At 67.6% G+C, this 20,710-nt stretch carries 23 protein-coding genes; 13 read left to right on the top strand and 10 right to left on the bottom strand.

Features of this window, described 5'->3' with window-relative positions; genetic code table 11:
* Window positions 1-78: 78 nt before the first annotated feature.
* Together rpsG and rpsL are read right to left on the bottom strand one after the other, a co-directional pair.
* Entirely contained in the window at window positions 79-549 is a 471-nt protein-coding gene (gene rpsG / locus VNF71_11600) for a 30S ribosomal protein S7 (GenBank protein HVA75196.1), read from the bottom strand.
* 5 nt (window positions 550-554) lie between these two features.
* Window positions 555-923 (bottom strand): 30S ribosomal protein S12, encoded by a 369-nt coding sequence (gene rpsL / locus VNF71_11595; protein HVA75195.1) that lies wholly within the window; start codon window positions 921-923, stop codon window positions 555-557.
* 380 nt (window positions 924-1,303) lie between these two features.
* On the opposite strand from rpsL, the gene VNF71_11590 reads away from it, so the two are divergent.
* Window positions 1,304-1,861 carry an MOSC domain-containing protein gene (locus tag VNF71_11590; protein ID HVA75194.1) on the top strand — a complete coding sequence of 186 codons (558 nt, stop codon included), beginning with the start codon at window positions 1,304-1,306 and terminating at the stop codon, window positions 1,859-1,861.
* Here the strand turns inward: VNF71_11590 and VNF71_11585 are convergent.
* Window positions 1,858-2,073, bottom strand: coding sequence for a hypothetical protein (locus VNF71_11585; GenBank protein HVA75193.1), 216 nt, complete (start codon window positions 2,071-2,073; stop codon window positions 1,858-1,860). The genes VNF71_11590 and VNF71_11585 overlap by 4 nt on opposite strands.
* A gap of 173 nt (window positions 2,074-2,246) precedes the next feature.
* Here VNF71_11585 and VNF71_11580 point away from each other — a divergent pair, with 173 nt between their 5' ends.
* Window positions 2,247-2,936: an O-methyltransferase gene (locus VNF71_11580; protein ID HVA75192.1), complete on the top strand. Its 690-nt coding sequence runs from the start codon at window positions 2,247-2,249 to the stop codon at window positions 2,934-2,936.
* Here VNF71_11580 and VNF71_11575 read toward each other — a convergent pair.
* Window positions 2,933-4,075 (bottom strand): ferritin-like domain-containing protein, encoded by a 1,143-nt coding sequence (locus VNF71_11575; protein ID HVA75191.1) that lies wholly within the window; start codon window positions 4,073-4,075, stop codon window positions 2,933-2,935. The genes VNF71_11580 and VNF71_11575 overlap by 4 nt on opposite strands.
* 106 nt (window positions 4,076-4,181) lie before the next feature.
* On the opposite strand from VNF71_11575, the gene VNF71_11570 reads away from it, so the two are divergent.
* Window positions 4,182-4,808 carry a helix-turn-helix domain-containing protein gene (locus VNF71_11570; protein HVA75190.1) on the top strand — a complete coding sequence of 209 codons (627 nt, stop codon included), beginning with the start codon at window positions 4,182-4,184 and terminating at the stop codon, window positions 4,806-4,808.
* Window positions 4,809-4,817: 9 nt separating this feature from the next.
* Window positions 4,818-6,302 carry a DHA2 family efflux MFS transporter permease subunit gene (locus VNF71_11565; protein ID HVA75189.1) on the top strand — a complete coding sequence of 495 codons (1,485 nt, stop codon included), beginning with the start codon at window positions 4,818-4,820 and terminating at the stop codon, window positions 6,300-6,302.
* A gap of 3 nt (window positions 6,303-6,305) precedes the next feature.
* On the opposite strand, the gene VNF71_11560 is transcribed toward VNF71_11565, so the two are convergent.
* Both VNF71_11560 and VNF71_11555 read right to left on the bottom strand, forming a co-directional pair.
* Entirely contained in the window at window positions 6,306-7,898 is a 1,593-nt protein-coding gene (locus VNF71_11560; GenBank protein ID HVA75188.1) for a peptide chain release factor 3, read from the bottom strand.
* 48 nt (window positions 7,899-7,946) lie between these two features.
* Window positions 7,947-8,588, bottom strand: coding sequence for a hypothetical protein (locus VNF71_11555; GenBank protein HVA75187.1), 642 nt, complete (start codon window positions 8,586-8,588; stop codon window positions 7,947-7,949).
* Window positions 8,589-8,698: 110 nt separating this feature from the next.
* On the opposite strand from VNF71_11555, the gene VNF71_11550 reads away from it, so the two are divergent.
* Both VNF71_11550 and VNF71_11545 read left to right on the top strand, forming a co-directional pair.
* Entirely contained in the window at window positions 8,699-9,385 is a 687-nt protein-coding gene (locus VNF71_11550; protein HVA75186.1) for a response regulator transcription factor, read from the top strand.
* Window positions 9,382-10,782 carry a HAMP domain-containing sensor histidine kinase gene (locus VNF71_11545; protein HVA75185.1) on the top strand — a complete coding sequence of 467 codons (1,401 nt, stop codon included), beginning with the start codon at window positions 9,382-9,384 and terminating at the stop codon, window positions 10,780-10,782. Before VNF71_11550 ends, VNF71_11545 begins: the two co-directional genes overlap by 4 nt.
* On the opposite strand, the gene VNF71_11540 is transcribed toward VNF71_11545, so the two are convergent.
* On the bottom strand, window positions 10,763-11,926 hold the full coding sequence (locus VNF71_11540) for a phosphodiester glycosidase family protein (protein HVA75184.1): 1,164 nt from the start codon (window positions 11,924-11,926) through the stop codon (window positions 10,763-10,765). The genes VNF71_11545 and VNF71_11540 overlap by 20 nt on opposite strands.
* A 114-nt stretch (window positions 11,927-12,040) precedes the next feature.
* On the opposite strand from VNF71_11540, the gene VNF71_11535 reads away from it, so the two are divergent.
* The 5 genes from VNF71_11535 to VNF71_11515 all read left to right on the top strand — a co-directional run bounded on the left by VNF71_11535 (window position 12,041) and on the right by VNF71_11515 (window position 16,652).
* Window positions 12,041-12,709, top strand: a complete 669-nt coding sequence (locus VNF71_11535; GenBank protein HVA75183.1) for a hypothetical protein — start codon at window positions 12,041-12,043, stop codon at window positions 12,707-12,709.
* 370 nt (window positions 12,710-13,079) lie between these two features.
* Window positions 13,080-14,030, top strand: coding sequence for an FAD:protein FMN transferase (locus tag VNF71_11530; protein HVA75182.1), 951 nt, complete (start codon window positions 13,080-13,082; stop codon window positions 14,028-14,030).
* Window positions 14,027-15,142, top strand: coding sequence for a ferric reductase-like transmembrane domain-containing protein (locus VNF71_11525; GenBank protein HVA75181.1), 1,116 nt, complete (start codon window positions 14,027-14,029; stop codon window positions 15,140-15,142). Before VNF71_11530 ends, VNF71_11525 begins: the two co-directional genes overlap by 4 nt.
* Complete coding sequence (locus tag VNF71_11520) at window positions 15,139-16,431, top strand: NADH-ubiquinone oxidoreductase-F iron-sulfur binding region domain-containing protein (GenBank protein HVA75180.1); 1,293 nt, start codon at window positions 15,139-15,141, stop codon at window positions 16,429-16,431. The genes VNF71_11525 and VNF71_11520 overlap by 4 nt, the downstream gene beginning before the upstream one ends.
* Window positions 16,422-16,652, top strand: coding sequence for a ferredoxin (locus VNF71_11515; protein HVA75179.1), 231 nt, complete (start codon window positions 16,422-16,424; stop codon window positions 16,650-16,652). The genes VNF71_11520 and VNF71_11515 overlap by 10 nt, the downstream gene beginning before the upstream one ends.
* 208 nt (window positions 16,653-16,860) lie before the next feature.
* Here VNF71_11515 and VNF71_11510 read toward each other — a convergent pair whose 3' ends face one another.
* Entirely contained in the window at window positions 16,861-17,319 is a 459-nt protein-coding gene (locus VNF71_11510; protein HVA75178.1) for an SRPBCC family protein, read from the bottom strand.
* A gap of 332 nt (window positions 17,320-17,651) precedes the next feature.
* On the opposite strand from VNF71_11510, the gene VNF71_11505 reads away from it, so the two are divergent.
* Window positions 17,652-18,395, top strand: a complete 744-nt coding sequence (locus VNF71_11505; protein ID HVA75177.1) for a class I SAM-dependent methyltransferase — start codon at window positions 17,652-17,654, stop codon at window positions 18,393-18,395.
* Window positions 18,396-18,484: 89 nt separating this feature from the next.
* Here the strand turns inward: VNF71_11505 and VNF71_11500 are convergent, their stop codons facing one another.
* A complete protein-coding gene (locus VNF71_11500) occupies window positions 18,485-19,165 on the bottom strand; it encodes a class I SAM-dependent methyltransferase (protein HVA75176.1) in 681 nt (226 codons plus the stop codon).
* Window positions 19,162-19,830: a class I SAM-dependent methyltransferase gene (locus tag VNF71_11495; GenBank protein HVA75175.1), complete on the bottom strand. Its 669-nt coding sequence runs from the start codon at window positions 19,828-19,830 to the stop codon at window positions 19,162-19,164. Before VNF71_11495 ends, VNF71_11500 begins: the two co-directional genes overlap by 4 nt.
* Before the next feature lie 28 nt (window positions 19,831-19,858).
* Between VNF71_11495 and VNF71_11490 the strand changes: the two genes are divergently transcribed.
* Window positions 19,859-20,710, top strand: an 852-nt coding sequence (locus tag VNF71_11490) for an ABC transporter permease (protein ID HVA75174.1), incomplete at its 3' end; no start/stop codon positions are given.

Raw genomic sequence — 20,710 nt, 5'->3', positions numbered from 1 at the left:
GCTTCTCTTGTGGGGGGTTCGGTTGACGCAACTGGCGCCGGCGGTGCGGCGCCATCGGGAGCGCCGGTCGGCGCGGGATTACCAGCGGTAGTGGGCGAAGGCCTTGTTCGACTCGGCCATCTTGTGCATGTCCTCACGGCGCTTGACCGCGGCGCCAACGCCGTTGGACGCGTCGAGCAACTCGGCGGCCAGCTTCTGCGCCATCGTCTTCTCGCGACGCTGGCGGGAGTAGCCAACCAGCCAGCGGATGGACAGGGTGGCCGCACGGCGGGGCCGGACCTCGACAGGAACCTGGTAGGTGGCACCACCGACGCGGCGGCTCTTGACCTCGAGCTGCGGCTTGGTGTTGTCGATGGCCCGCTTTAGCACGCCGATGGTGTCGCCGTCCGAGCGGTCCTTGATGATGTCGAGAGCCTCGTAGACGATCCGCTCGGCAAGGCTGCGCTTGCCGCGCTCCAGCACCTTGTTGACGACCTGGGTGACCAAAACCGACCTGTAGATGGGGTCGGGAAGCAGGTCACGGCGGGGGGCGGGTCCCTTCCTGGGCATCGCTGTCAGCCCTTCTTGGCGCCGTAGCGGCTACGGGCCTGCTTGCGGTCACGTACACCGGAGGTGTCGAGCGTGCCCCTGATGATCTTGTAGCGAACCCCGGGAAGGTCCTTCACGCGGCCCCCGCGGACGAGGACGATCGAGTGCTCCTGAAGGTTGTGGCCGACGCCGGGGATGTAGGCGGTCACTTCCACGCCGCTGGTGAGGCGGACACGGGCGACCTTGCGAAGCGCCGAGTTCGGCTTCTTGGGAGTGGTGGTGTACACGCGCGTGCAGACGCCGCGGCGCTGGGGGGCACCCTTCAGGGCCGGCGTCTTGGTCTTGGACGTCTTCTGCTCACGGCCCTTACGGACCAGCTGCGCGATTGTGGGCAACCTAACCTCTTCGTTGTTGGAACTCGCCGGCGCTGCCCGTCGGGTGCATGGTGCGCGAAAGGACCGGCCGGGTGGCCGTTGTCCATGGTAGCGCGTCTGGTGGGGGCGCCGGCGGCCGCCGTCCCGAGCCCACCCGGGAGGCACACAAGTCGCTCTGGGTAGCCTAAATATGCTGAGAGACCACTTAGGTTACCCACTGCCCCGGAGGCGCCCGAGGCTGACCGAGGCTGCGGGCCCGGCGCCCGAGACTGACCGAGGCTGCGGGCCCGGCGCCCGAGGCTGACCGAGGCTGCGGGCCGGCCCGAGGCTTCGGGCGGCGCCCGACCAGGCTGCCACCCAAAAACACCGGCGAGACCTGACGGTTTCGGCGAAACTGGCGCATGCGCCAGCGCACCTTTGAAGAGCTCCTCCCTGGTCTCGACTGGATCAGAGAGGCGCCGGCGGATGCCGGCCGCGTGGAGCTGATCGTCCGCCGTCCCGCCGTCGACGAGCGGGAACTGCTCCCTGAGGGGAGGTTGGACGAGGTGGAAGGCCTCGCCGGCGACAATTGGCTTCAGCGTGGGAGCAGCTCCACTCCTGACGGGTCGGCCAACCCGCTGGGGCAGGTCACGATCACCAGCTGGCGGTCGCTGTGCCTGCTCGCGGATTCGCCGGAGGAGCGTGCGCTCGCCGGCGACCAGATCTACGCCGACCTCGACTTGAGCGAGGAGAACCTGCCTGCGGGCACGCTTCTCGCGCTGGGCAGCGCGGTCCTCGAGGTGACAGACAAGCCGCACACGGGGTGCGCCAAGTTCAGGGAGCGATTCGGCGGCGGAGCGCTGCGCTTCGTCAACACCGGCGCCGGCGGCGAACTTCGCCTCAGGGGCATCAACGCGAGGGTCGTCCAAGCCGGCGTCGTCGCCGTGGGCGACGACGTGGTGGTCAAGCGCTCCGGCTAGGGCACCTCCCCTTCGCCCTTCACGTTGGCTCCCCGCTCGGCCATGTCCTCGAAGTTCTCCGCCACGCCTTCTTTCAGGTCGGCACGACCCGGCGCCACCTTCTCTTCGTCCGCCGTAGGCGCCCGGTCGGGGGTGTGCTCGGCGCGGGCTTCCCGGCGTTCCGCTTCGCGGGTCGCTTCGCTGGGTTGAGAGGTCTTTTTGTTGTCACCCATGGCCGTAACAATTCCCGCCGCGGGCGAGCACGAAACCGAAGCGGCACCTAAAGAGGTTCGCAGAACTGCCTGAGTAGCAGAGCGCTGCTGAGCAGCGTGGTTCTGCTCCACCAATGGCGCGAACCTCTCTAAGTTGAGCTCGGATAAGCCGGCGATACGGAAGGAAGAGGCCCGTGCCACTGGATAAATGGTCCGCCGTCGACGACTACATCAACGCGTCGGTGGTTCGCCCCGACGAGGCACTGGAAGCCGCACTTCGAGCTACTGCCGAAGCAGGCATGCCTCCCATCGCGGTTTCTGCCGCCCAGGGGAAGCTCTTGGCGATTCTCGCCCGCATGATCGGGGCCACCAGAGTCCTCGAGATCGGCACTCTCGGCGCGTACAGCACGATCTGGCTGGCTCGCGCGCTGCCGGCTGCGTCCGCCGGCGGCAAGCTCATCAGCCTGGAGATCGACCCGAAACACGCGGACGTCGCGCGCAAGAACCTGGCCAACGCCGGAGTCGACGCCGCGGCGGAAGTACGTGTCGGACCCGCCCTCGAGACCCTGCCGGCCCTGCAATCCGAAGGGCCGTTCGACATGACTTTCATCGACGCGGACAAGGTGAACATCCCCGCGTACTTCGACTGGGCGGTGAAGCTCGGCCGCCCGGGATCGATCATCGTTGTCGACAACGTGGTGCGCGATGGCAAGCTGATCGACGAGTCGACGACCGACCCCAACGTCGAAGGCGTCCGTCGCCTGCACGAAGCCCTTTCGTCCGACGGGCGCGTCACGGCCACCACCATCCAGACCGTCGGATCGAAGGGCTACGACGGCTTCACCGTCGCGCTCGTGAACCCAGCGGGGAACCCGGCGGGCTAGCCGGCTGCGCCGCCCAGCCCGGACTCAGCAGCCGCCGCGGCGACCGCATCGAGGCTGTCGTACTCCTCGGAAGTGTCGACGTTGTTCTCGAACTGGATGATCCCGAGCTCCGTGAACCGCTCGCGCAGCCAACCGTCGCCGGCGTCGAGAAGACCGAGCTTCTTGACGTTCGGCACGATCTTGGAGAAGAGCATCGTCTGGAACATCTCCTCCATCGGATCCGGGTGGGTCTGCAAGAAGCGCACGACCTCCTTGGGGTTCACGCCCATCTTCTCCCACACATCCTGTGCGAAGAACCGGTTGCGCAGACGCACGGCTGCGTCGTAGGCGAACTCCTGGCGCTCCCGAAGCTCGGCCTCGCTCAAGCTCGAGTAGAGCTCCTGCAACGACAGGACCCCGAAGGCCACATGCCTTGCCTCGTCGCTCATCACGTAGCGCAGCAACTTCTTGAGCAGCGGCTCGTTGGTCAGCATGTGCAGGAAACCGAACGCCGCCAATGCCAGGCCTTCGACCATGATCTGCATGCCCAGGTACGTGATGTCCCAGCGGCTGTCCTTGATGATGTCGTCGAGAAGGCTCTTCAGCTGCGGGTTGACCGGATACGCCCCGCCCATCTTCTCGTCCACATAACGACCGAATACCTCGACGTGCCGGGCTTCGTCCATCACCTGCGTCGCCGCGTAGTACTTGGCGTCGATCCACGGCACCGTAGAGGTGATCAGCCCGGTGCAAATGAGCGCCCCCTGCTCTCCGTGGAGGAACTGCGACAGCGTCCACGTCTGGTTCTCTGTCGCGAACTGCGTCCATTCCTTGTCACCCCATTTGGCCGTGGGTGCATCGGAGACGTCGTGCATCGTGTCGAAACGGGCGATGGTCTGCATGAAGTCGGCCGCCAGCCTGTCGTTGTCGACCTCGGTCGACCACTCCAGGTCGGTCGAGGCGTTCCACTGCGACTTCTTTGCCTTCTCGTAGAGCTTGACCAGAGCCGGCCGGCTGCGCTCGTAGTCCCAGGTGAACAGGACGTCCTGCTCCTGGTGGATCGTGTGGATCACCTCGTCGACGTCGCTGCGCTCGATGATGATGTTGTCGACGTCGTTGGCGTCGGTAACGGTGCGCCCCGGTACTTCGGTCGTGGACATTGACGCCTCCAGATGGCTAGCCGGCAGGTCTCGATTCAGATAATAACCACTATTCTGAAAATGTGAACAACCCGGACCCCGGTGGGCCCAAGGCTACGATCGGCGCGTGAGCGGACCAGCGCAGACCGCGCCTGCAACGGCGGTGGAGCCGCTCCCGGACCTCTCCACCAGCGACCGGCTCCTCGACGCGGCGGCGCAGGTGTTCTGCGAGCGCGGCTACGACGGCACCACGGTGGCTGAGGTCGCCCGCCGTGCCAGCCTGACGACGGGTGCGATCTATGCCAACTTCCGCGACAAGGCGGAACTCCTGCTGAAGACCATCGAACGGGGATCGTCAGCCGCGGTAGTGGATATGGAGGCCGCGAGGGCTGCGGGGGCGTCCGCGGCGGACCGGCTGCTGCTGATGGCACGCCGTATGGTCGCCGAGCCTGACAGCACCGAGCGCCTGTTGTTCGTAGAGATGTTCTCGGCCGCGAGGAGGCATCCCGACGTCGGTCGCCGGGTGGCTGAAGCACTGTCGGCGATGGAGGCGGAGCTCGCCAAGTTGATGGACAGGGCCCGCGACGACGGGGACGTCGACCCGGTTTGGGAGCCCGCGGTGCTCGCGCGCTTCTGCCTCGCGCTCGGCGTCGGTTTCACCCAATTGGCGGTGGCCGGACTACCCGACCCGGACGCGGCCGAATGGGTCGCGCTGGCGGAGCGGATTATCTCGGCCGTCCGCCCTCTCTCCTAACGCTCCCGCTTGCAACCCACCGACCCGCCCGATACCCCCGCGGTGCGGGGATGGCGCCGGCTCCTGGTCGAGCCTCGCCGGCCTGAGGCGATCCGCAACTCGCCGAGAGCGCCCTGGCTGGTCGTCGCCGCCGTTTGCGTGGGGGCGTTCATGGGACAGCTCGACGCGTCGGTGGTCACGCTGGCGTTCCCCACGTTGCGCCACGCGTTCGGCGCGTCGCTGGCGTCGGTCCAGTGGGTCGGCCAGGCGTACCTGCTGGTGCTAATCGGGTTTCTCACCGCCGTCGGTCGTTATGCCGACATGGTGGGCCGGAAGCTCCTGTACACCTACGGATTCGTCGTGTTCATCGTCGGGTCGGCCGCCTGCGGCCTGGCGCCGAGTCTCGGGGCGCTCGTCGCGTTTCGCGTCGTGCAGGGCATGGGGGCAGCCATGCTGCAGGCCAACAGCGTCGCCATCGTCGCCGGAGCTGCGCCGAAGAATCAGCTCGGCCGCGCGATCGGGATCCAGGGAGCAGCACAGGCGCTGGGGCTTGCCCTCGGGCCGGCGATTGGAGGGCTGCTGATCAGCCTGGGCGGGTGGCGTCTGATCTTCTTCATCAACGTCCCCATCGGAATCGCCGCCACCGTCCTCGCATGGTTGCTCATCCCCCGCAGCCGTCACCTCGCGGAGCGTGCCGCCCACGACTGGATGGGGCTTGCCATATTCGTCCCTGCCATCGCGGTGCTCATCCTGTCCATCTCGTACGGCAACAAGGCGGGGTGGTCCTCGCCCGGCATCCTGGCAGGCCTCGTCGGCGGTACGGCTCTGCTCGCGGCTTTCGTCGCCCGCGAACGCCGCGCCCGCCACCCGATGCTCGATCTCACGCTCCTGGCGCGCCCGGCCTTCAGCGCAGGCATAACGACCGGCCTCCTCTCCTACATGGTCCTCTTCGGTACCCTCACGGTCGCGCCGTTCCTTCTCGAGATCGCCCACCACGAGGGATCGGGCGCCGCGGGCGCGGAGATGTTCCTGCTTCCCCTCGGCGTAGGCGTCGCTGCGCCGATCGCCGGCCGCTGGTCCGACCGGATCGGTGCCCGGCCGCTCACCGCGGGGGGGATGGCCGCCGCCGGGGCGGCCCTCGCCGTCACCGCCGCGTTCCACGACAACCTCGCCGCCTTCCTCCCGCTGCTTGCCGTCACGGGCCTGGGCATCGGCACCTTCACCCCGCCCAACAACGCCGCCATCATGGGCGCCGCCCCGCCCCACCAGTCCGGCATGGCGTCCGGCGTGCTGAACATGACCCGGGGGCTCGGCACCTCGATCGGTCTCGCGCTCGCGGGTCTCGCGTACACCGCCGGCGCCGGCGCGCATTCACACCCGAGCGCGGCCCAAGCCGGCGCCGGCTACAGCGACGCTGCCTGGCTGCTCGCGGCCGCCGCCATCGCGGCCGCGGTCATCTCAGCGGCGAGAGGGCACGCGGAGCTCAACAAGGACCCGACCCTCACCGCAGAGTGATCGTCAGGTCGTGACGATGGGTTCCAGCGTCCAGTCCGGGTGGTCCGACTCGACGCGCGCCAGCCAGTAGGGGCTCTGGAACACCGCCAGAAGCACGCCGTCGCCGCGAACTAGGACGTCCACACCCGACATCGACCGCAGTTCGGCGGCCGTCGCCTCATCAGTCCTTCGCACCGTCCGCTCGTAGGGGCCGGACAGCTCGATCGCAGCTCCGAACTCGTGAGCCATCCTGTGGGCGAGGACCTCGAACTGCATCGCACCGACCGCTGCCAGCACGGGCGTCGCGTCGTCCACCGAACGACGGAGCAGCTGCACGACACCCTCTTGCTCCAACTGGGCCAACCCGCGCTTGAACTGCTTACTGCGCGACAGGTCACGCGGGTGGGCCGAGGCGATGAGCTCAGGGGGAAATGACGGGATCGCCGGAAACTCCACCGGCGGACCCTCGTACAGGCTGTCGCCGACACGGAGCCCCGAAGCGTTCACCAGCCCGACCACGTCGCCGGGCCACGCGTCGTCGATGGTGTCGCGCTCGGAACCGAACACCGACGCCGCGTACTTGGTCGCGAACGGTCTCCCCGTCGGGCCGTGCACCAGGGTCATGCCGCGCTCGAAATGCCCTGAGCAGATCCTTACGAACGCGACGTGGTCGCGGTGCGCGGGGTTCATGTTCGCCTGCACCTTGAACACGAATCCCGAAAACGGCTCGTCGAGCGAATGCAGGGATCCCGACGAATCCGCTACCGGTGAGGGACCGGGCGCGAGGTCGATGACCGCGTCGAGCAGATGCCGAACGCCGAAGTTGGTCAGAGCGGACCCGACGAAAAGAGGGCTGGTCACCCCGGCCAGGAAGGTTGCGACATCCAGCGAGGCACCGACCTCGTCGAGCAGCGCGCACTCCTCCGCCGCCCGGCGCCAATCGTCGCCGTAAATCGCGGCCGCCTCGTCCGCCGAGAGCCTGACCTCCTCCGCCGCTTCCGCCCCACCCTTGGAGGCACGTGAGAAGCCGACGAATCCGTTGTCCCGGCGGTCGATCACCCCGTGGAACACGCCCGGTTCGCCGACCGGCCAAGTAACAGGCGTTGCGACGAGCCCGATCTGCTCCTCGATCTCGTCGAGCAGCTCGAGCGGCGCACGACCCGGCCGGTCGCACTTGTTCACGAACGTCAGCACGGGCATACGGCGCGCGTGGCATACCTCGAAAAGCTTGAGCGTCTGCGGCTCGATGCCCTTGGCGACGTCGAGCACCATGACGGCGGCGTCGGCGGCGGTGAGCACGCGGTACGTGTCCTCGGAGAAGTCGCGGTGCCCGGGGGTGTCGAGCAGGTTGACGGTGCAACCGCGGTACGGAAACTGCAGGACAGCGGAGCTGATCGAGATGCCCCGCTCCTGTTCGAGCGCCATCCAGTCAGATGTGGCGCGCCGGCGCCCAGCGCGCGCCCGGACGGCGCCTGCCTCCTGGACGGCGCCGGCGTAGAGGAGAAACTTCTCGGTGAGCGTGGTCTTGCCCGCGTCCGGGTGGCTGATGATGGCGAAGGTCCGCCGGCGGGCGGCTTCCACCGACGGCGCGGGTAGTGAGGTGGCTGCGGCTGTCATGGATTCGGGGGGAAAAGAGCGGCCGTCGCGTGAGGCCGGCTCTCAATACTACGGGCCGAGGCGCTCCACGGCTCGATCGGCGAGGCGGCTGACACCCGCTGCATCGGGCACTCCGGCGGAGCCGTATGCCAGCAAGACCACGCCCGTCCCCTTCTGCGCCACGACGAAGTCGACGCCCGCCGTCTCCGATCCGCCATTCGTCCCGGAAGCGAATGGCGTCGTGACCAGCGCGGCCGCCGACCTGTCGGCGGTCACCGCGAGGTCTGCCGGAACCAATCCCGTGCACCCATCCAGCGTGCGCTCGACCGACGCGTACCCCGCTGCCGCCTCGGAGCTCGTCGCGTACCTCGCAACGATCTCGTCGACTTGGGGGAGGCCGCCAGGCCCGGTGAGCACGATACCGACGAGCGAGCGCGGGCCGCTCGCGATCATCGAGGCGCGGGGATGAAAGCAACCGGCCGGCTCCGCCACGAGCGCGCCCGAGTGGGTGGCGGTCCATCCCGCACCGGCGTCGCTGGCCCTGAGAAGACCGGGCACGCTGACCGCCGGGTTCGTGGCCGGCCGCGTCGCCGCGGCACCGCCGCCCGCAAGCCCGAATACCACCATCAAAAGTACCGCCGCGATAACAGGGGCGACCGCAAGCACCCACCGGCCCGCCTTGACGTGACCCGCCGCCACGCTCGCCAACATCTTCGGCCCCCTTCCCCCGGAACCCCCGCGCGAAAGTTACGTCCGCCGGCGCCACCATTGGTGGATGCCGCGCCCGCCATGGTGGACGACTGCCGTGCAATCCTTGGGGCGTGCGCATTCTCGTTGTCGAAGACGATGACGGGATCGCCGAACCTCTGATGGAAGGCCTGGGCCGGGAGGGGTTCCAAGCGGAGCGGGTGTCCACCGGGGCGGAGGCGCTGGACGCGCCGCTACCCGATCTCGTGATCCTCGATCTGGGCCTTCCGGACATCGACGGCTATACGGTTTGCCAGCAGTTGAGGGCCAAGTCGACCGTGCCGATCCTCGTAGTGACCGCCCGCGGTGCGGAGGTCGACCGGGTGGTCGGTCTGGAGCTCGGGGCCGACGACTACATCGTCAAGCCGTTCGGTTTCAGGGAACTGGTCGCCCGCATAAGGGCGGTGATGCGTCGTGTCGGGGAAGTGCCGGGGGCCGACGCGCCCCAAGTGATCGGCGAGCTGACGGTGGACCGCAGGACCCGGCGGGTCTTCGTCGCGGGCCACGAGGTCACGCTCTCCCCCAAGGAGTTCGACCTCCTGGCGCTGCTCGCGGAGGATCCGGGAGCGGTTGTGAACCGCCAGACCATCCTCGAGGAGGTCTGGGATCCCCACTGGTACGGCCCGACCAAGACCGTCGACGTCCACGTCGCCTCCCTGCGCCGCAAGCTCGGCAACCCGGAGTGGATCGAGACCGTGCGAAGGGTTGGCTTGCGCCTCGGTGACACCACCGTGGCGTCACCGCCGCCGGAACCCGAATGACCCGACGCCTCGTCCTCTCCTACCTCGCGCTGGCACTTCTCATCCTGCTGATGCTCGAGATCCCTCTAGCCATCCTCGCGCAGCGCCACGAACGCGACCTGAGCGCCAACCAGGCCGCACGCGAAGCCGCCGGCATCGCGGGTCTCGCCACCGAGGACATGGAGCACGAGCGGACCACCGACCTTCAGACGCTGGCCACCACCTATCGCGCGAGCACCGGCGGAGAGGTCCTGATCGTCGGCAAGAACGCAACCATTCTCGCCAGCTCGAGCCAGGACGCGGACAACGACGCAATCAGCGATTGGCACGACCTCATCCGTTTGGCGCTGGCCGGCACGGCGGCCAGCTCTTTTTCCACAGACGAAGGGCAACCGTGGGCGGCGGCAGCCACCCCTTTAACGGCGGACGGCACGACTGCCGGCGCCGTGCTGCTGGCGATACCGGCGTCCGCCACCGACAAGCGGATCCATGACATCTGGCTGGGTCTGGCCTTGTTCGCGGCCGGTGTGCTCGTCGTCACGGGGGTCGTGGGCATGATCCTTGCGAGGTCGTTGTCCAGGCCCCTCGGGCGGCTCGGAGCGGCGGTCGGCGCGCTCGGGGCGGGCGACCTGGCAGCGCGCGCGTCCGAGAACCGCGGCCCACCTCAGATCCGGATGCTCGCACGGGAGTTCAACCACATGGCGACCAGGCTCAGCGAGGTCCTCAGCGCCCAGTCGCGGTTCGTCGCCGACGCCTCGCACCAGTTGCGATCGCCCTTGACCGCGCTGCGCCTGCGTCTCGAGAACCTCGAAGCCGAATCATCGCCCGATGCAGCGGACGGCATCGCTGCGGCGGGACGTGAGGTTCAGCGGCTGTCACGCATCGTCGACGGCCTGCTCACTCTCAGCCGTGCAGGCGGAGACGAACCGAGCCGCGAGCGATTGGACGTCCGTTCCGTCATCGCCGAGCGCTGCGAAGCCTGGTCGGCTCTGGCAGACGACAAGCGGGTCCGGCTGGTGGATCCAGGCGATATGCAACCGCCGGTGTCAGCCGACCTTGTCCCCGGAGATCTGGATCAGATCCTCGACAACCTGCTCGCCAACGCTCTCGAGGCGACCCCGGACGGCACGACCATCACGGTCCGCCTCGACCCGGCACACGATGGGCGCGTGCGTATCCACGTGATCGACGAGGGTCCCGGGATGACCGACGCGGACCGGGCGCGGGCCTTCGACCGCTTCTGGAGAGGCAGCAGGGCTGGAGGGGGCCGAAGCGGGCTCGGCCTGGCCATCGTGGAGCAGCTTGCCTCGCGCAACGACGCGACCGTCCAACTCCTCCCAGCCGATCCGCACGGCCTCGACGCGGTGGTGACCGTAGCAGTGGCTCTTGCTCCGTCTGTTACGGCACGTACACCATGAAGAAGTCCCGCGACTCGCGAGTCGGCCCGAGATAGCGGTCAGCCGGTCGCTGCATGCCGGGGTAGAGCTTCGACGGCACCACCGTCGAGGAGCCGATCCCGCCGGGGTGGCTGTAGAAGTTGAACGTCACCCACTCCGGGTTGATGTCGAGGGTCATCGCCCGCACCGCCCCCGCTCGCTGCAACGACTCGGCGAGGCTCTTGGCTGTGAGCGCGCGACCTGCCACGTACACCAGCGCCCCGTCGGCGGTGACACCCAGACCGGATCGTGCCACGACCGTGTTTCCACCTAGCGTGGAGCCCCAGATTCGATGGTCGGTGTATGTCGCGTCGGGAGCCAGCTGTCCGTTGTCGACCAGGAGCACCACGTTCTGGAGGACCGCCGTGACATCGGGGGTCATCGACACGTCACTGCCCCAAGACCCGATGTCGATCCGGCCGTCGCCGTAGATGACCATCGATGCTGCACCATTACGCAGCGGAACCGCCTCGCGCCCGTCGAGGTAGAACCCGCCGCGAGAATCCTGCATCCGGAACCCGCCGTTGAATGCGGCGACGGCGTAGGGAAGCTGCGCGCTGTTGACGTACGGGGTCTGCGCCCACACCCCTCCCGGCTCGTACGCGCCGGGCACCAGCGCCACGCGCAGAAGCGTCGGATCGATCCACACCGCGGATGTGATCTGGCTCGTGTACACGTTGTCGGCCCGGAACTGCGCCTCGTACATCGCCGGCGCCCCGTCGACCGTCGGGCCGACCGGGGTCCAGACACCCTCGCCGGGCAGCGCCGGCGACACGACGAGTGGCACCTGTGAAGGGGGCGGAAGGTGGTGCCTCCCTGCTGTGGTCTTAGGGGCGATCGGATCGCGGCCCGAGGGAGACGGAAGGCTGTTGAGGCCTCGAGGGACGCCGCCCTTGGCCGGAGCGTTGTGGGTGTAGTAGTAGGTCTCCAGGGAATTGGCCAGGAACGCGGCATCGTGGCCGCGCAACCAGTCCGCCCACTTGGCCTGGAAACTCTGGTTACCCGGGGTCGCCAGCGCCCCAGCCAGTGAAACCACGAGCAGCAAACACACCGCCGCGACGAATGCGACGGGCGCGATGAGCAATCTGCGCCGCCGGTGGCGCCGGGACCGAGGTCTAACGGCCAAGACCCGCAGTATCGGCCCCCCAGGTCAAGGGGGCGGCCAGACACACGTTAAGGAACGGCAAAATGTGTCCTTCCTGCACCTGACGCTGCCGGCACGGCGCCGTAACTTCGCTACGTGCACGAGCCTACGACCGCGCAGAGCGCTAACGAGACAGCTGTCGAAGCGAACTCGAGGCTCACGGCAGGGGCAGGAGCGCTGCTGTTCGTGCTCCTGGCAGCGGAGGGCGTGACCATCCTGCAAGTCCGCGGTCTGCTCAGCGCTCACGTGTTCATAGGGATGCTTCTCATCCCGCCGGTGATCGTGAAGCTGGGCTCGACGGGTTGGAGGTTCGCCCGCTACTACTCGGGCACCCCGGCTTACGTGCAGAAAGGGGCGCCGCCGCCGTTGCTCAGGCTGCTCGGGCCCGCGGTGGTGGTCCTGACGATCGCGGTGCTCGCCTCTGGAGTGGCCCTGGTCCTGACCCCGGAGTCGGTTCACGGGACCCTGCTCCAGATACACAAGGCCAGTTTCGTGCTGTGGCTCGCGGTTACCGCTGTCCATGTCCTCGGGCATCTCCTCGAAACCGCCCGCCTCGCGCCGGCGGACTGGTTGCGCCGTAGCCGCCGGCAGATTGGTGGCGCTGGCACGAGGCAGTGGCTCCTCGTCGGCAGCCTGGTCGCCGGGGCCGTCCTGGGGGCGGTGATGCTCGGCCCCGCCGCGAAATACCGGCCGCAGCACCTCTTCCACGAGGGCGCTCCCGCTCCCGTCGCCCGGACGGCTCCCGGCGTTTTATCCGAAACTTAGCCTTGCTCTCATGCTGGGCTCATAGGCCGGCAGGAATACTTATAGGTATGCCATCGGGCGCGTCACGAGACCTGGGTCTGGAGAGAATCGGCCGCACCACCCGCTACCTGGCGGTCGGTGGGCTGATCGCGGGGGGCGTCCTCACTGGAGCGGTGGCGAAGGCACTTCCGGGTCATTCGCCCAACCATCGAGCTTCGACGGTGTCGCCACCCGCTGCATCCTCTGACACGACCCCGCCGAGCGCCGGGTCGTCGGGCGATTCCGGCAGCCAGACGCAGAACGTCAGCCCGCCGACCCAGCCGCCTCAGCCAACGTACTCCGCGCCGGTCGCCTCCTCGGGCGGCTCGTGAGCCTTCCCGTCACCGGGACCATGGCCAATTCGACTTCCTTCCCCGCACTCGGGACCACAGCCCAACTGGTCGTCACCGACGGTGACGCGCTGCCCGAAGCCGCTGCGATCCTGCGACAAGAGATCGCCGCGATGGATCTGGCCGCGAGCCGGTTCCGTGCGGACAGCGAGCTCATCGCACTCAATGCCGCAGCTGGATCCACAGTCCCGTTCTCGGTGTCCAGCCTCCTCTTCGAAGCGATCGAAGTCGCACTCCGCGCGGCGCGCCTCACCGGCGGCTTGGTCGACCCCACAGTCGGTAGGGCGCTGGAGCTGCTCGGCTACGACAGGGATTTCGCCCGGGTCGAGCCGGACGGACCTCCCCTCGTGCTGCGGGCCCAACCGGTCCCGGGTTGGACCGCGGTCGGAGTGGACCCCCGCTCTCAGACGGTTACCATCCCACGGGGACTGGTACTCGACCTCGGCGCGACGGCGAAGGCGCTGTGCGCCGACCGCTCAGCAGAGCGCGCCGCCTCCGTTACCAGCTGCGGGGTGCTCGTCAGCCTGGGCGGAGATGTGGCAGTTGCCGGCCCGGCGCCGGAAGGTGGCTGGCCCATCCGGATCACCGACGACCACGAGCACCCGATGGTCGCTGTCGGTCCCGTCGTGTCGGTAGCCGCCGGCGGTCTCGCGACCTCGAGCACCACAGTCCGGCGCTGGATCCGAGGCGGCGAGCCGGTCCACCACGTGATCGACCCTGCTACCAGCCTGCCCGCTGCCGAGCATTGGCGGGCCGTCACGGTAGCTGCGGGATCGAGCGTCGACGCCAACATCGCCTCCTGCGCGTCGATCCTCCTCGGTGCTGCCGCCCCCGACTGGCTGACCGAGCGGGATCTTCCAGCCCGTCTCGTAGACACGTCCGGGCGCGTGGTAACGGTGGCAGGCTGGCCTGAGGAGAAGACGGTCGTCGAACAGCTGGCGGCACTGCCATGACGGGCGCGCTCGGCACCAACTCCCAGGCGTTGTGGTACATGACGCGCGGCTTCGGTCTGTTGGACCTCGTCCTGCTGACGGCGACGATGGTCATGGGACTGACCCAGGTCGTTCGGTACGCACGGCCGGGCTGGCCCCGGTTCGTGGTGTCAGCCCTTCACAAGAACATCTCCCTGCTGGCCGTTGTCTTCTTGGGGGTCCACGTGGCGACAGCGGTGCTCGACACGTTCGCGCCGATCTCGATCGCGAGCGTGTTCATCCCGTTCGTCGGTAAATACCGGCCGCTTTGGCTCGGCCTCGGTGCGCTCTCGCTCGACCTTCTCGTGGCGCTGGTCGTCACCAGTCTCGTCCGCGAGCGAATGGGCCAGCGCGCGTGGAGGTTGCTCCACTGGGCCGCGTACCTGTGCTGGCCGGTGGCAATCGTTCACGGACTCGGGACCGGTACCGATACCAAACTTGGTTGGGTGCTCGCTATCAACGCTGCTTGTGTGGCCGCCGGCGTGGGCGCCATCTGGTGGAGACTGGCGGAGCGGTGGCGCACCGCTGCCGAGCGGACCCCGGCCGGCGCGACCAAGCGCCTCGTCGCCGCCGGTAGCACCCTGGCCGTCCCCTTGATCGTCGGGGTCTGGACGCTGCAGGGACCCCTCCAACCCGGGTGGGCCCGCCGTGCGGGAACCCCAACTGCACTGCTCGGCCCGTCGGTGGCGTCGGCTTCGTCGCAGTCATCCCAGGGTGCGGCGTCATCCCAATCCCAGGCTACGGCGCCGTCGCTACCCGTCCCGTTCCAATCGAGCTTCAGAGCGGTCGAGCGGCGTGAGGGTTCCGACTCGAGCGGCCAGATCACCCTGGTCTTCGACGGAACTTTCTCCGCCGGGACGTTCACGGTCACTCTCACAGGGACGCCGGCCGACGGGGGCATCCAACTCACGTCGGGAAAGGTCGCAGTCGGGCCTTCGGGCTCACCCGGCCTGTACCAGGGTGCGGTGACGCAGTTGCAGGGCGACACGATCGGCGCCGGCGTGTCGGGCGGCGGCCGATCTATGAACGTCACGATCCAACTGACCGGCCGGGACGGCAGCATCATCTCGGGCACCATTGAGGCGAGCGCATGACACGGTCGGCAAAGCTCTCTCGGCGGGACGTCCCGGACGCGCCACCGGCGACGCTGCTGCCGCGGCTCTTGGCCACAGCAGCCGACCCGGGCTTCGACGCCCACTTCCGCCAGTGGGGTCAGATGCCCGGAGGGGGGCCGCTCCTCATCGAGGAGATCGACAGAGCAGGCTTGCGCGGGAGGGGTGGGGCATCATTTCCGACGGGCAAGAAGCTCGCCGCGGTGGCGGCCGGGAATCGCCCGGTCGTGGTCGCCAACGGCACCGAGGCCGAGCCCCTGAGCCACAAGGACAAGACGCTTCTCGCGTCGGCGCCACACCTCGTGTTGGACGGGGTGAGCATCGCGGCTGAGACCGTGGGTGCGGATCAGGCGGTGGTGTGTGTCGAGCGCGGCGGTTCGGCTGCCGCGAGGGCGCTTAGCGCAGCTCTGGCGGAGCGGCGCTCGGTGGAAGCCGACGCCGTCGACATCCGGCTCGAGGAAGTACCGCGGCGCTATGTCGCAGGCGAGGAGTCTGCTCTCGTCCACTGGCTCAACGGTGGCGAGGCGAAACCCACGTTCGTGCCGCCGCGCCCCTTCGAGCGTGGGGTCGGGGGCAGGGCGACCCTGGTCAACAACGTGGAAACCCTCGCGAACGTGGCGTTGATAGCCCGGTTCGGAGCCGGGTGGTTCCGTTCCCTCGGAACGGCTGAGGACCCCGGCAGCGCGCTCGTCACGATCCTGGGCGACGTGGAGCGCGCGGGCGTCTACGAGTTCGCGCTCGGATCGTCGGTCGAGACCGCTCTTCGTTCGGCGGGCGTGGGCCCGTCGGCGCACGCGGTTCTGTCGGGCGCCTTCGCGGGGACATGGCTGCCGGTCGCTCGAGCTCGCTCGCTTACCGTCGATCGGGCTTCGTTCGCCGCAGCGAGCGCTTCTCTCGGGTGTGGGTCCCTATTCGTCCATGGGAGTCAGTACTGCGGTCTCGCCACGACGGCGCGGATCGCTGGTTGGATGGCTTCACAAAGCGCCGGGCAGTGTGGACCCTGCTTGCACGGGCTGCCGGCGGTGGCCGACGCGTTGGACGCCCTCGCTGCAGGGGATCCTCGCGGGCGCTGGGAGGCCCAGCTGCGAAGGTGGCTCGACATGCTTCCGGGACGCGGGGCGTGCCACCATCCCGACGGCACGGTCCGGATGATCCGCTCTGCACTGACCGTCTTCGCCGACGACATCGCGGTCCATCGCAAGCGGCGGTCGTGCGGCCTTCCGCCGGCTCCTGTACCCGTTCCTGCGCCGGGGGCGACGTCGTGGCGGTAAGGACCAGGGTCGGCACCAAGAAGCTCATCGTCAACCCGATCGCCTGTGACCGGCACGGGCTCTGCGCCGAGCTGCTACCTGAGCTGATCCGCCTCGACGACTGGGGCTACCCGATCATCGACCCGGACCCGGTGCCTCCGCACCTGGAGGAGCACATGCGCCGCGCCGTGGCGGCCTGCCCCACGCTCGCCCTTCTCGTGAGGCCGGCCACGAAGGGCTGATGCCTGCGCCGGTCGCCCTCCTCGTGTAGCGACCCGTAGCCGGCCGTTGCTCCTCTCCTACGTGAGCCTCTTCGTAGCCGCGGCAGCCGTGGCCGCCTGGGGCCCCGTCCCCGTCCGTCTTCGCCGGATCGCTCATCGTCGAAGGCCTCTGCACAAGCCTGATGCTGATAGGGCACAGGCGCTCTGCGAACGCTTGTAAGCGTCGGGTCTAGGCCGTGACCAGCTTCTCGATGCGCTCGAGGGTCGCCGTCATGTTCTTTGTCGTCGTGGCGGCGGCCATGCGGACCATCGGCTTGCTCAGGGCATTCTCGTGGGTTATGTCCCAGCTCTCCTTGACGAGGGTGCCGCTTTCGACAGGCTCGAGCTCGTAGCGCCAGATCCTTCCGCCGAACATGCGCACGATCCCGGTCCCCCGGGTCTGCCAGGCGATCCGGCGCGGCTCGTCGAACTCGACGACCTCGTTCTCGGTCCCGTAGGGGAAGCCCAGCCGCATGGACATCCCGAAGAGGCTGCCCAAGGCCAGCTTCTGCGATCCGCCCCGTGCTCCTTTTACCGTCCCGGACCCGTCGATCTCGCTGTGTCGGTTCGGGTCGGAGAGGAGGTCGAAGATCGCCTGAGGCGATGCGTTGATTGTCCGCTCGACGGTTACTACGTCCTTTGTGGCCATTGGCCCGGATCGTAGCCGCGCACCGGGGGAACGCCCGAATGTGTGGGGCGGGACCACGGGGTGGTCGGCGGCCGACTCACCGGCACCTGCCGAGGTTATACCGGGTGGCGGAACCACGAGGCCACGATGCGCAAGATCGGACCATCGGTAGTGTCTTGCCCGTGAATCCGAACCGCATTCGGGACCGATTGGACCGCTGGGGAGTGATGATCGGCGACGCCAGTTCCCGGCGTCTCTGGCCCGATTTTCCGTATGCAATTCGCCTCGACCATCCTGCGACGGCTGAACTGCGCCCGCGCTACGGCTTTGGCCGACCGCCTCATGGCAGACTGATGTCGCTCATCCAATCGAAGACGCCGGCCTATGCGGAGCAGCTGCGGCTGTTCACCCGGTTCTTCGATGAACTCGCCGGTATCCCTCTGAGCGGGGAGGAGTCGCTCGAGCCGTGCTGGGTCAACCCCTGGCTGATCGGCCTGGACACCGTGTCGCTGTACGCATACACACGATTGCGGCGACCGGCGCATTACGTCGAAATCGGGAGCGGGCAATCGACGAAAGTCGTCGCGCGGGCCCGACGTGACGGTGGGAGCCCTACGGTAATCACATCGATCGACCCCCACCCCAGAAGCGAGATCGACCGGCTTTGCGACGACGTCGTCCGAAGCCCACTCGAACAGGCTGACCTCGAACGCTGCTTCGGCGCACTCGGGCCGGGTGACATCGTCTTCTTCGATGGTTCCCACAGAGTCCTGCCGAACTCCGACTGCGTCGCATTCTTTCTCGATGTCCTACCAGCGCTTCCCGACGGGGTACTGGTGGGCATCCATGACGTCTACCTGCCGGAGGACTACCCGCAGGGCTTCTTGGAAATGTGGTGGTCGGAACAGTACGTCTTGGGTGCGCTTCTGCTGGCCGATGCACCCCGGTTGGAAGTCGTGTTACCGACCTATTACGTCACAGGCGTCCCTGAAGTGGCGCAACTCCTGGAACCGCTCTTCGGGCGGTCGAACCTCAAAGAAGTCAATCCCCGCGGCAGCCTCTTCTGGATCGAGACGACTTCGAATACCGCCCGCTGACGGCCCGGTGCCGATTGGCTCCGGCACCGCAGGGGTGAAGACTGGGTTGCTGTATCGCCACCTGGGCCTGACCGGTGACGGGCTCTCAATCAGCGTCGGCGCTGGGTGAACGAGCGTCGCACACGATCCTGCAGCGCATCGGCAGTCGCTCGCAGTGTCATCGACCAGGCCTGGCGCACGCTGAGTCTGATCGGTCCGAGGTCGATCCGGAGGTCCTCACCCCAGTGGGCTGAACGTGCAGCGGTCTCCGGGAACGTCTCGGGGGTGATCTCGACGTCCCAGGACTTGACGCCGACACCGAAGACCGTCTCTGGCATCAGGTCCCAACCGAGGGTCATGACGAGAGAACTGGGGAATGGCGCCAACAGCTGGGCGAACCCCTCGGGAGTGAATCGCCAGAAGTCCCAGGGATGAGCGTGGATCGGGAAGAACATGACCGAGCTGAGAAGTACAACGCCGTCCGGTCGCAGCACCCGATACATCTCCTGCACCGCCCTGATGGGGTCGCGGACGTGCTCGAGGGTGTCGAGCGCCAGCAACGTGCCCACCGAACCGTCGTCGAAGGTGAGTGCGTGGACATCCTCGATGCGGTCCACTCGCGGCCCGGGCTGTATGTCGCAACCTATGAACTCCTGCGCCGGGAAGAGCTCCCGCAACTCGATCGAGCTCTCCTGGCCTTCGGCGGGGCGGGCACCGATCTCCACGACGGGTCCGGACATGTTCAGGACCTTTGTCGCCTCCACCACGAAATCGGCTACGTGTGGTCTCACGAAGACCCCGCGGGGCGCTCGGCCCGGAAGATGAACTGGAGCGTTCCGAGGTCGCCCAGCATGGGGGCGAGCCTGTCCCAACTGCTCTGGTTGGGAAGGAGACGGTAGCTGCGCCGAAGTTCGGCGATCGCGAAGCCGGTTCCTACCAGCAGCTCGTCGAGGTTGTTGAACGCGAACCACCGCAGATGCGTTCGGTCGAACAGACCCACGTCCCGGTAGGGCCATCGCCTCCTCACGGCCATGGACCAGAAAAGGTGGATGTGCCGGATGTTCGGCACCGAGATGACCATGGATCCCCCGTCGCCCACGAGTCCCGACGCCCACCGAACCACGCTCCAGGGATCACGCAGGTGCTCGAGGACGTCGGCCATGATCACACAGTCGAACGGCCCTCCGGGATCCGAGTTGCGCCGGGCGAGATCTTCGACGTCTTCCTCGATGACGCGGGACAGCCGTTGGCGTGCTCCTTCGGCCAGAGCGGGGAAGGACTCGATTCCGGTGACCTCACACCCGCTTCGCTCGAGCGCCTCGCCCATGATGCCGACACTGCAGCCGACGTCAAGGATCCTCTTGGCCTGCTCGGGGACGAGGAGCGTGACCTCTTCCCGAGGGTTGGCATAGGCCTCATCGATCTTGCCGTCCCTAATCGGAGGGGAAAGGTCCATGGCGGGCGGGAAGTATAGTTTGGTCCTTATGGACGGGCGGGTTGCTGCGACACCGGATGGCCAGTTGACGTCGGTTCCGGTTCTCGAGATCACCAGCCGCCCGGACAGCCTGCGGAGTTGGTGGTTGGAGGTCTACCGGCACCTCGATGTGCTGATAGTCCTCGCCCGAAAGGACTTCCACACGCGGTACAAGCGCGCATCACTTGGTCTGACTTGGGCGGTGGCGGTCCCGGTTCTGCAGGCCTCGATCATGGCGGTCGTGTTCTCCCGGGTGGTCAGGACGGGAGGAGGCCGGGGTTTCGGCATCTACGTCATGAGTGGGATCATCGCCTACTCGTACTTCTCGACCGTGCTCAACAGCGGTGTCACTTCCCTCGTGGACGGATCGTCGCTGACCGAGAAGGTGTGGTTTCCGCGGATACTCCTGGCGGTGGTTCCCGTCCTCTCGAACGTCGTGGGGCTCGTAGTGACGTCCGCCGTCCTGTTGGTGGTCATGCCGGTGCTCGGCGTGGGTTACAAGCCGCAGCTCGTGCTGCTTCTACCGGGCATCCTTCTGCTCGCAGCGTTCGTGACGGGTCTCTCCCTGTGCGTGTCGGCCCTGAACGTCTACTTCCGCGACGTCAAGTTCCTCGTGCTGGCTGCACTGCTCGTATGGATGTACGTAACCCCGATCGTCTACCCGATGAGCGTGCTGGGTGGGTTGAAGTTCATAGCCGAAGCCAACCCGTTGACCGGAGTCGTCTCGTTGTTCCACATGGCGACGGTCGGAAGCCGGGGGCCCTGGGTGGTACCTCTAATCGTCTCGCTCTGCACCACGTTCTTCCTCTTGGTCGTCGGGACAGAGGCCCACCGACGCCACGACCGTCTGTTTGTCGACCTG

The sequence above is a fragment of the Acidimicrobiales bacterium genome (assembly GCA_035533095.1).
In the GTDB taxonomy this organism is placed as follows: domain Bacteria; phylum Actinomycetota; class Acidimicrobiia; order Acidimicrobiales; family Palsa-688; genus DATLUM01.
This window is presented reverse-complemented; position numbering and strand designations above follow the sequence as displayed.

What these genes read in the sequence shown, in the direction of transcription:
- VNF71_11590 (HVA75194.1), top strand. Translation starts at nt 1,304, where the DNA reads ATGCGCCAGCGCACCTTTGAAGAGCTCCTCCCTGGTCTCGACTGGATC.
- VNF71_11585 (HVA75193.1), bottom strand. Translation starts at nt 2,073, where the DNA reads ATGGGTGACAACAAAAAGACCTCTCAACCCAGCGAAGCGACCCGCGAA.
- rpsG (HVA75196.1), bottom strand. Translation starts at nt 549, where the DNA reads ATGCCCAGGAAGGGACCCGCCCCCCGCCGTGACCTGCTTCCCGACCCC.
- VNF71_11530 (HVA75182.1), top strand. Translation starts at nt 13,080, where the DNA reads ATGGCCAATTCGACTTCCTTCCCCGCACTCGGGACCACAGCCCAACTG.
- VNF71_11560 (HVA75188.1), bottom strand. Translation starts at nt 7,898, where the DNA reads ATGACAGCCGCAGCCACCTCACTACCCGCGCCGTCGGTGGAAGCCGCC.
- VNF71_11520 (HVA75180.1), top strand. Translation starts at nt 15,139, where the DNA reads ATGACACGGTCGGCAAAGCTCTCTCGGCGGGACGTCCCGGACGCGCCA.
- VNF71_11575 (HVA75191.1), bottom strand. Translation starts at nt 4,075, where the DNA reads ATGTCCACGACCGAAGTACCGGGGCGCACCGTTACCGACGCCAACGAC.
- VNF71_11510 (HVA75178.1), bottom strand. Translation starts at nt 17,319, where the DNA reads ATGGCCACAAAGGACGTAGTAACCGTCGAGCGGACAATCAACGCATCG.
- VNF71_11545 (HVA75185.1), top strand. Translation starts at nt 9,382, where the DNA reads ATGACCCGACGCCTCGTCCTCTCCTACCTCGCGCTGGCACTTCTCATC.
- VNF71_11525 (HVA75181.1), top strand. Translation starts at nt 14,027, where the DNA reads ATGACGGGCGCGCTCGGCACCAACTCCCAGGCGTTGTGGTACATGACG.
- VNF71_11555 (HVA75187.1), bottom strand. Translation starts at nt 8,588, where the DNA reads ATGTTGGCGAGCGTGGCGGCGGGTCACGTCAAGGCGGGCCGGTGGGTG.
- VNF71_11505 (HVA75177.1), top strand. Translation starts at nt 17,652, where the DNA reads ATGTCGCTCATCCAATCGAAGACGCCGGCCTATGCGGAGCAGCTGCGG.
- VNF71_11495 (HVA75175.1), bottom strand. Translation starts at nt 19,830, where the DNA reads ATGGACCTTTCCCCTCCGATTAGGGACGGCAAGATCGATGAGGCCTAT.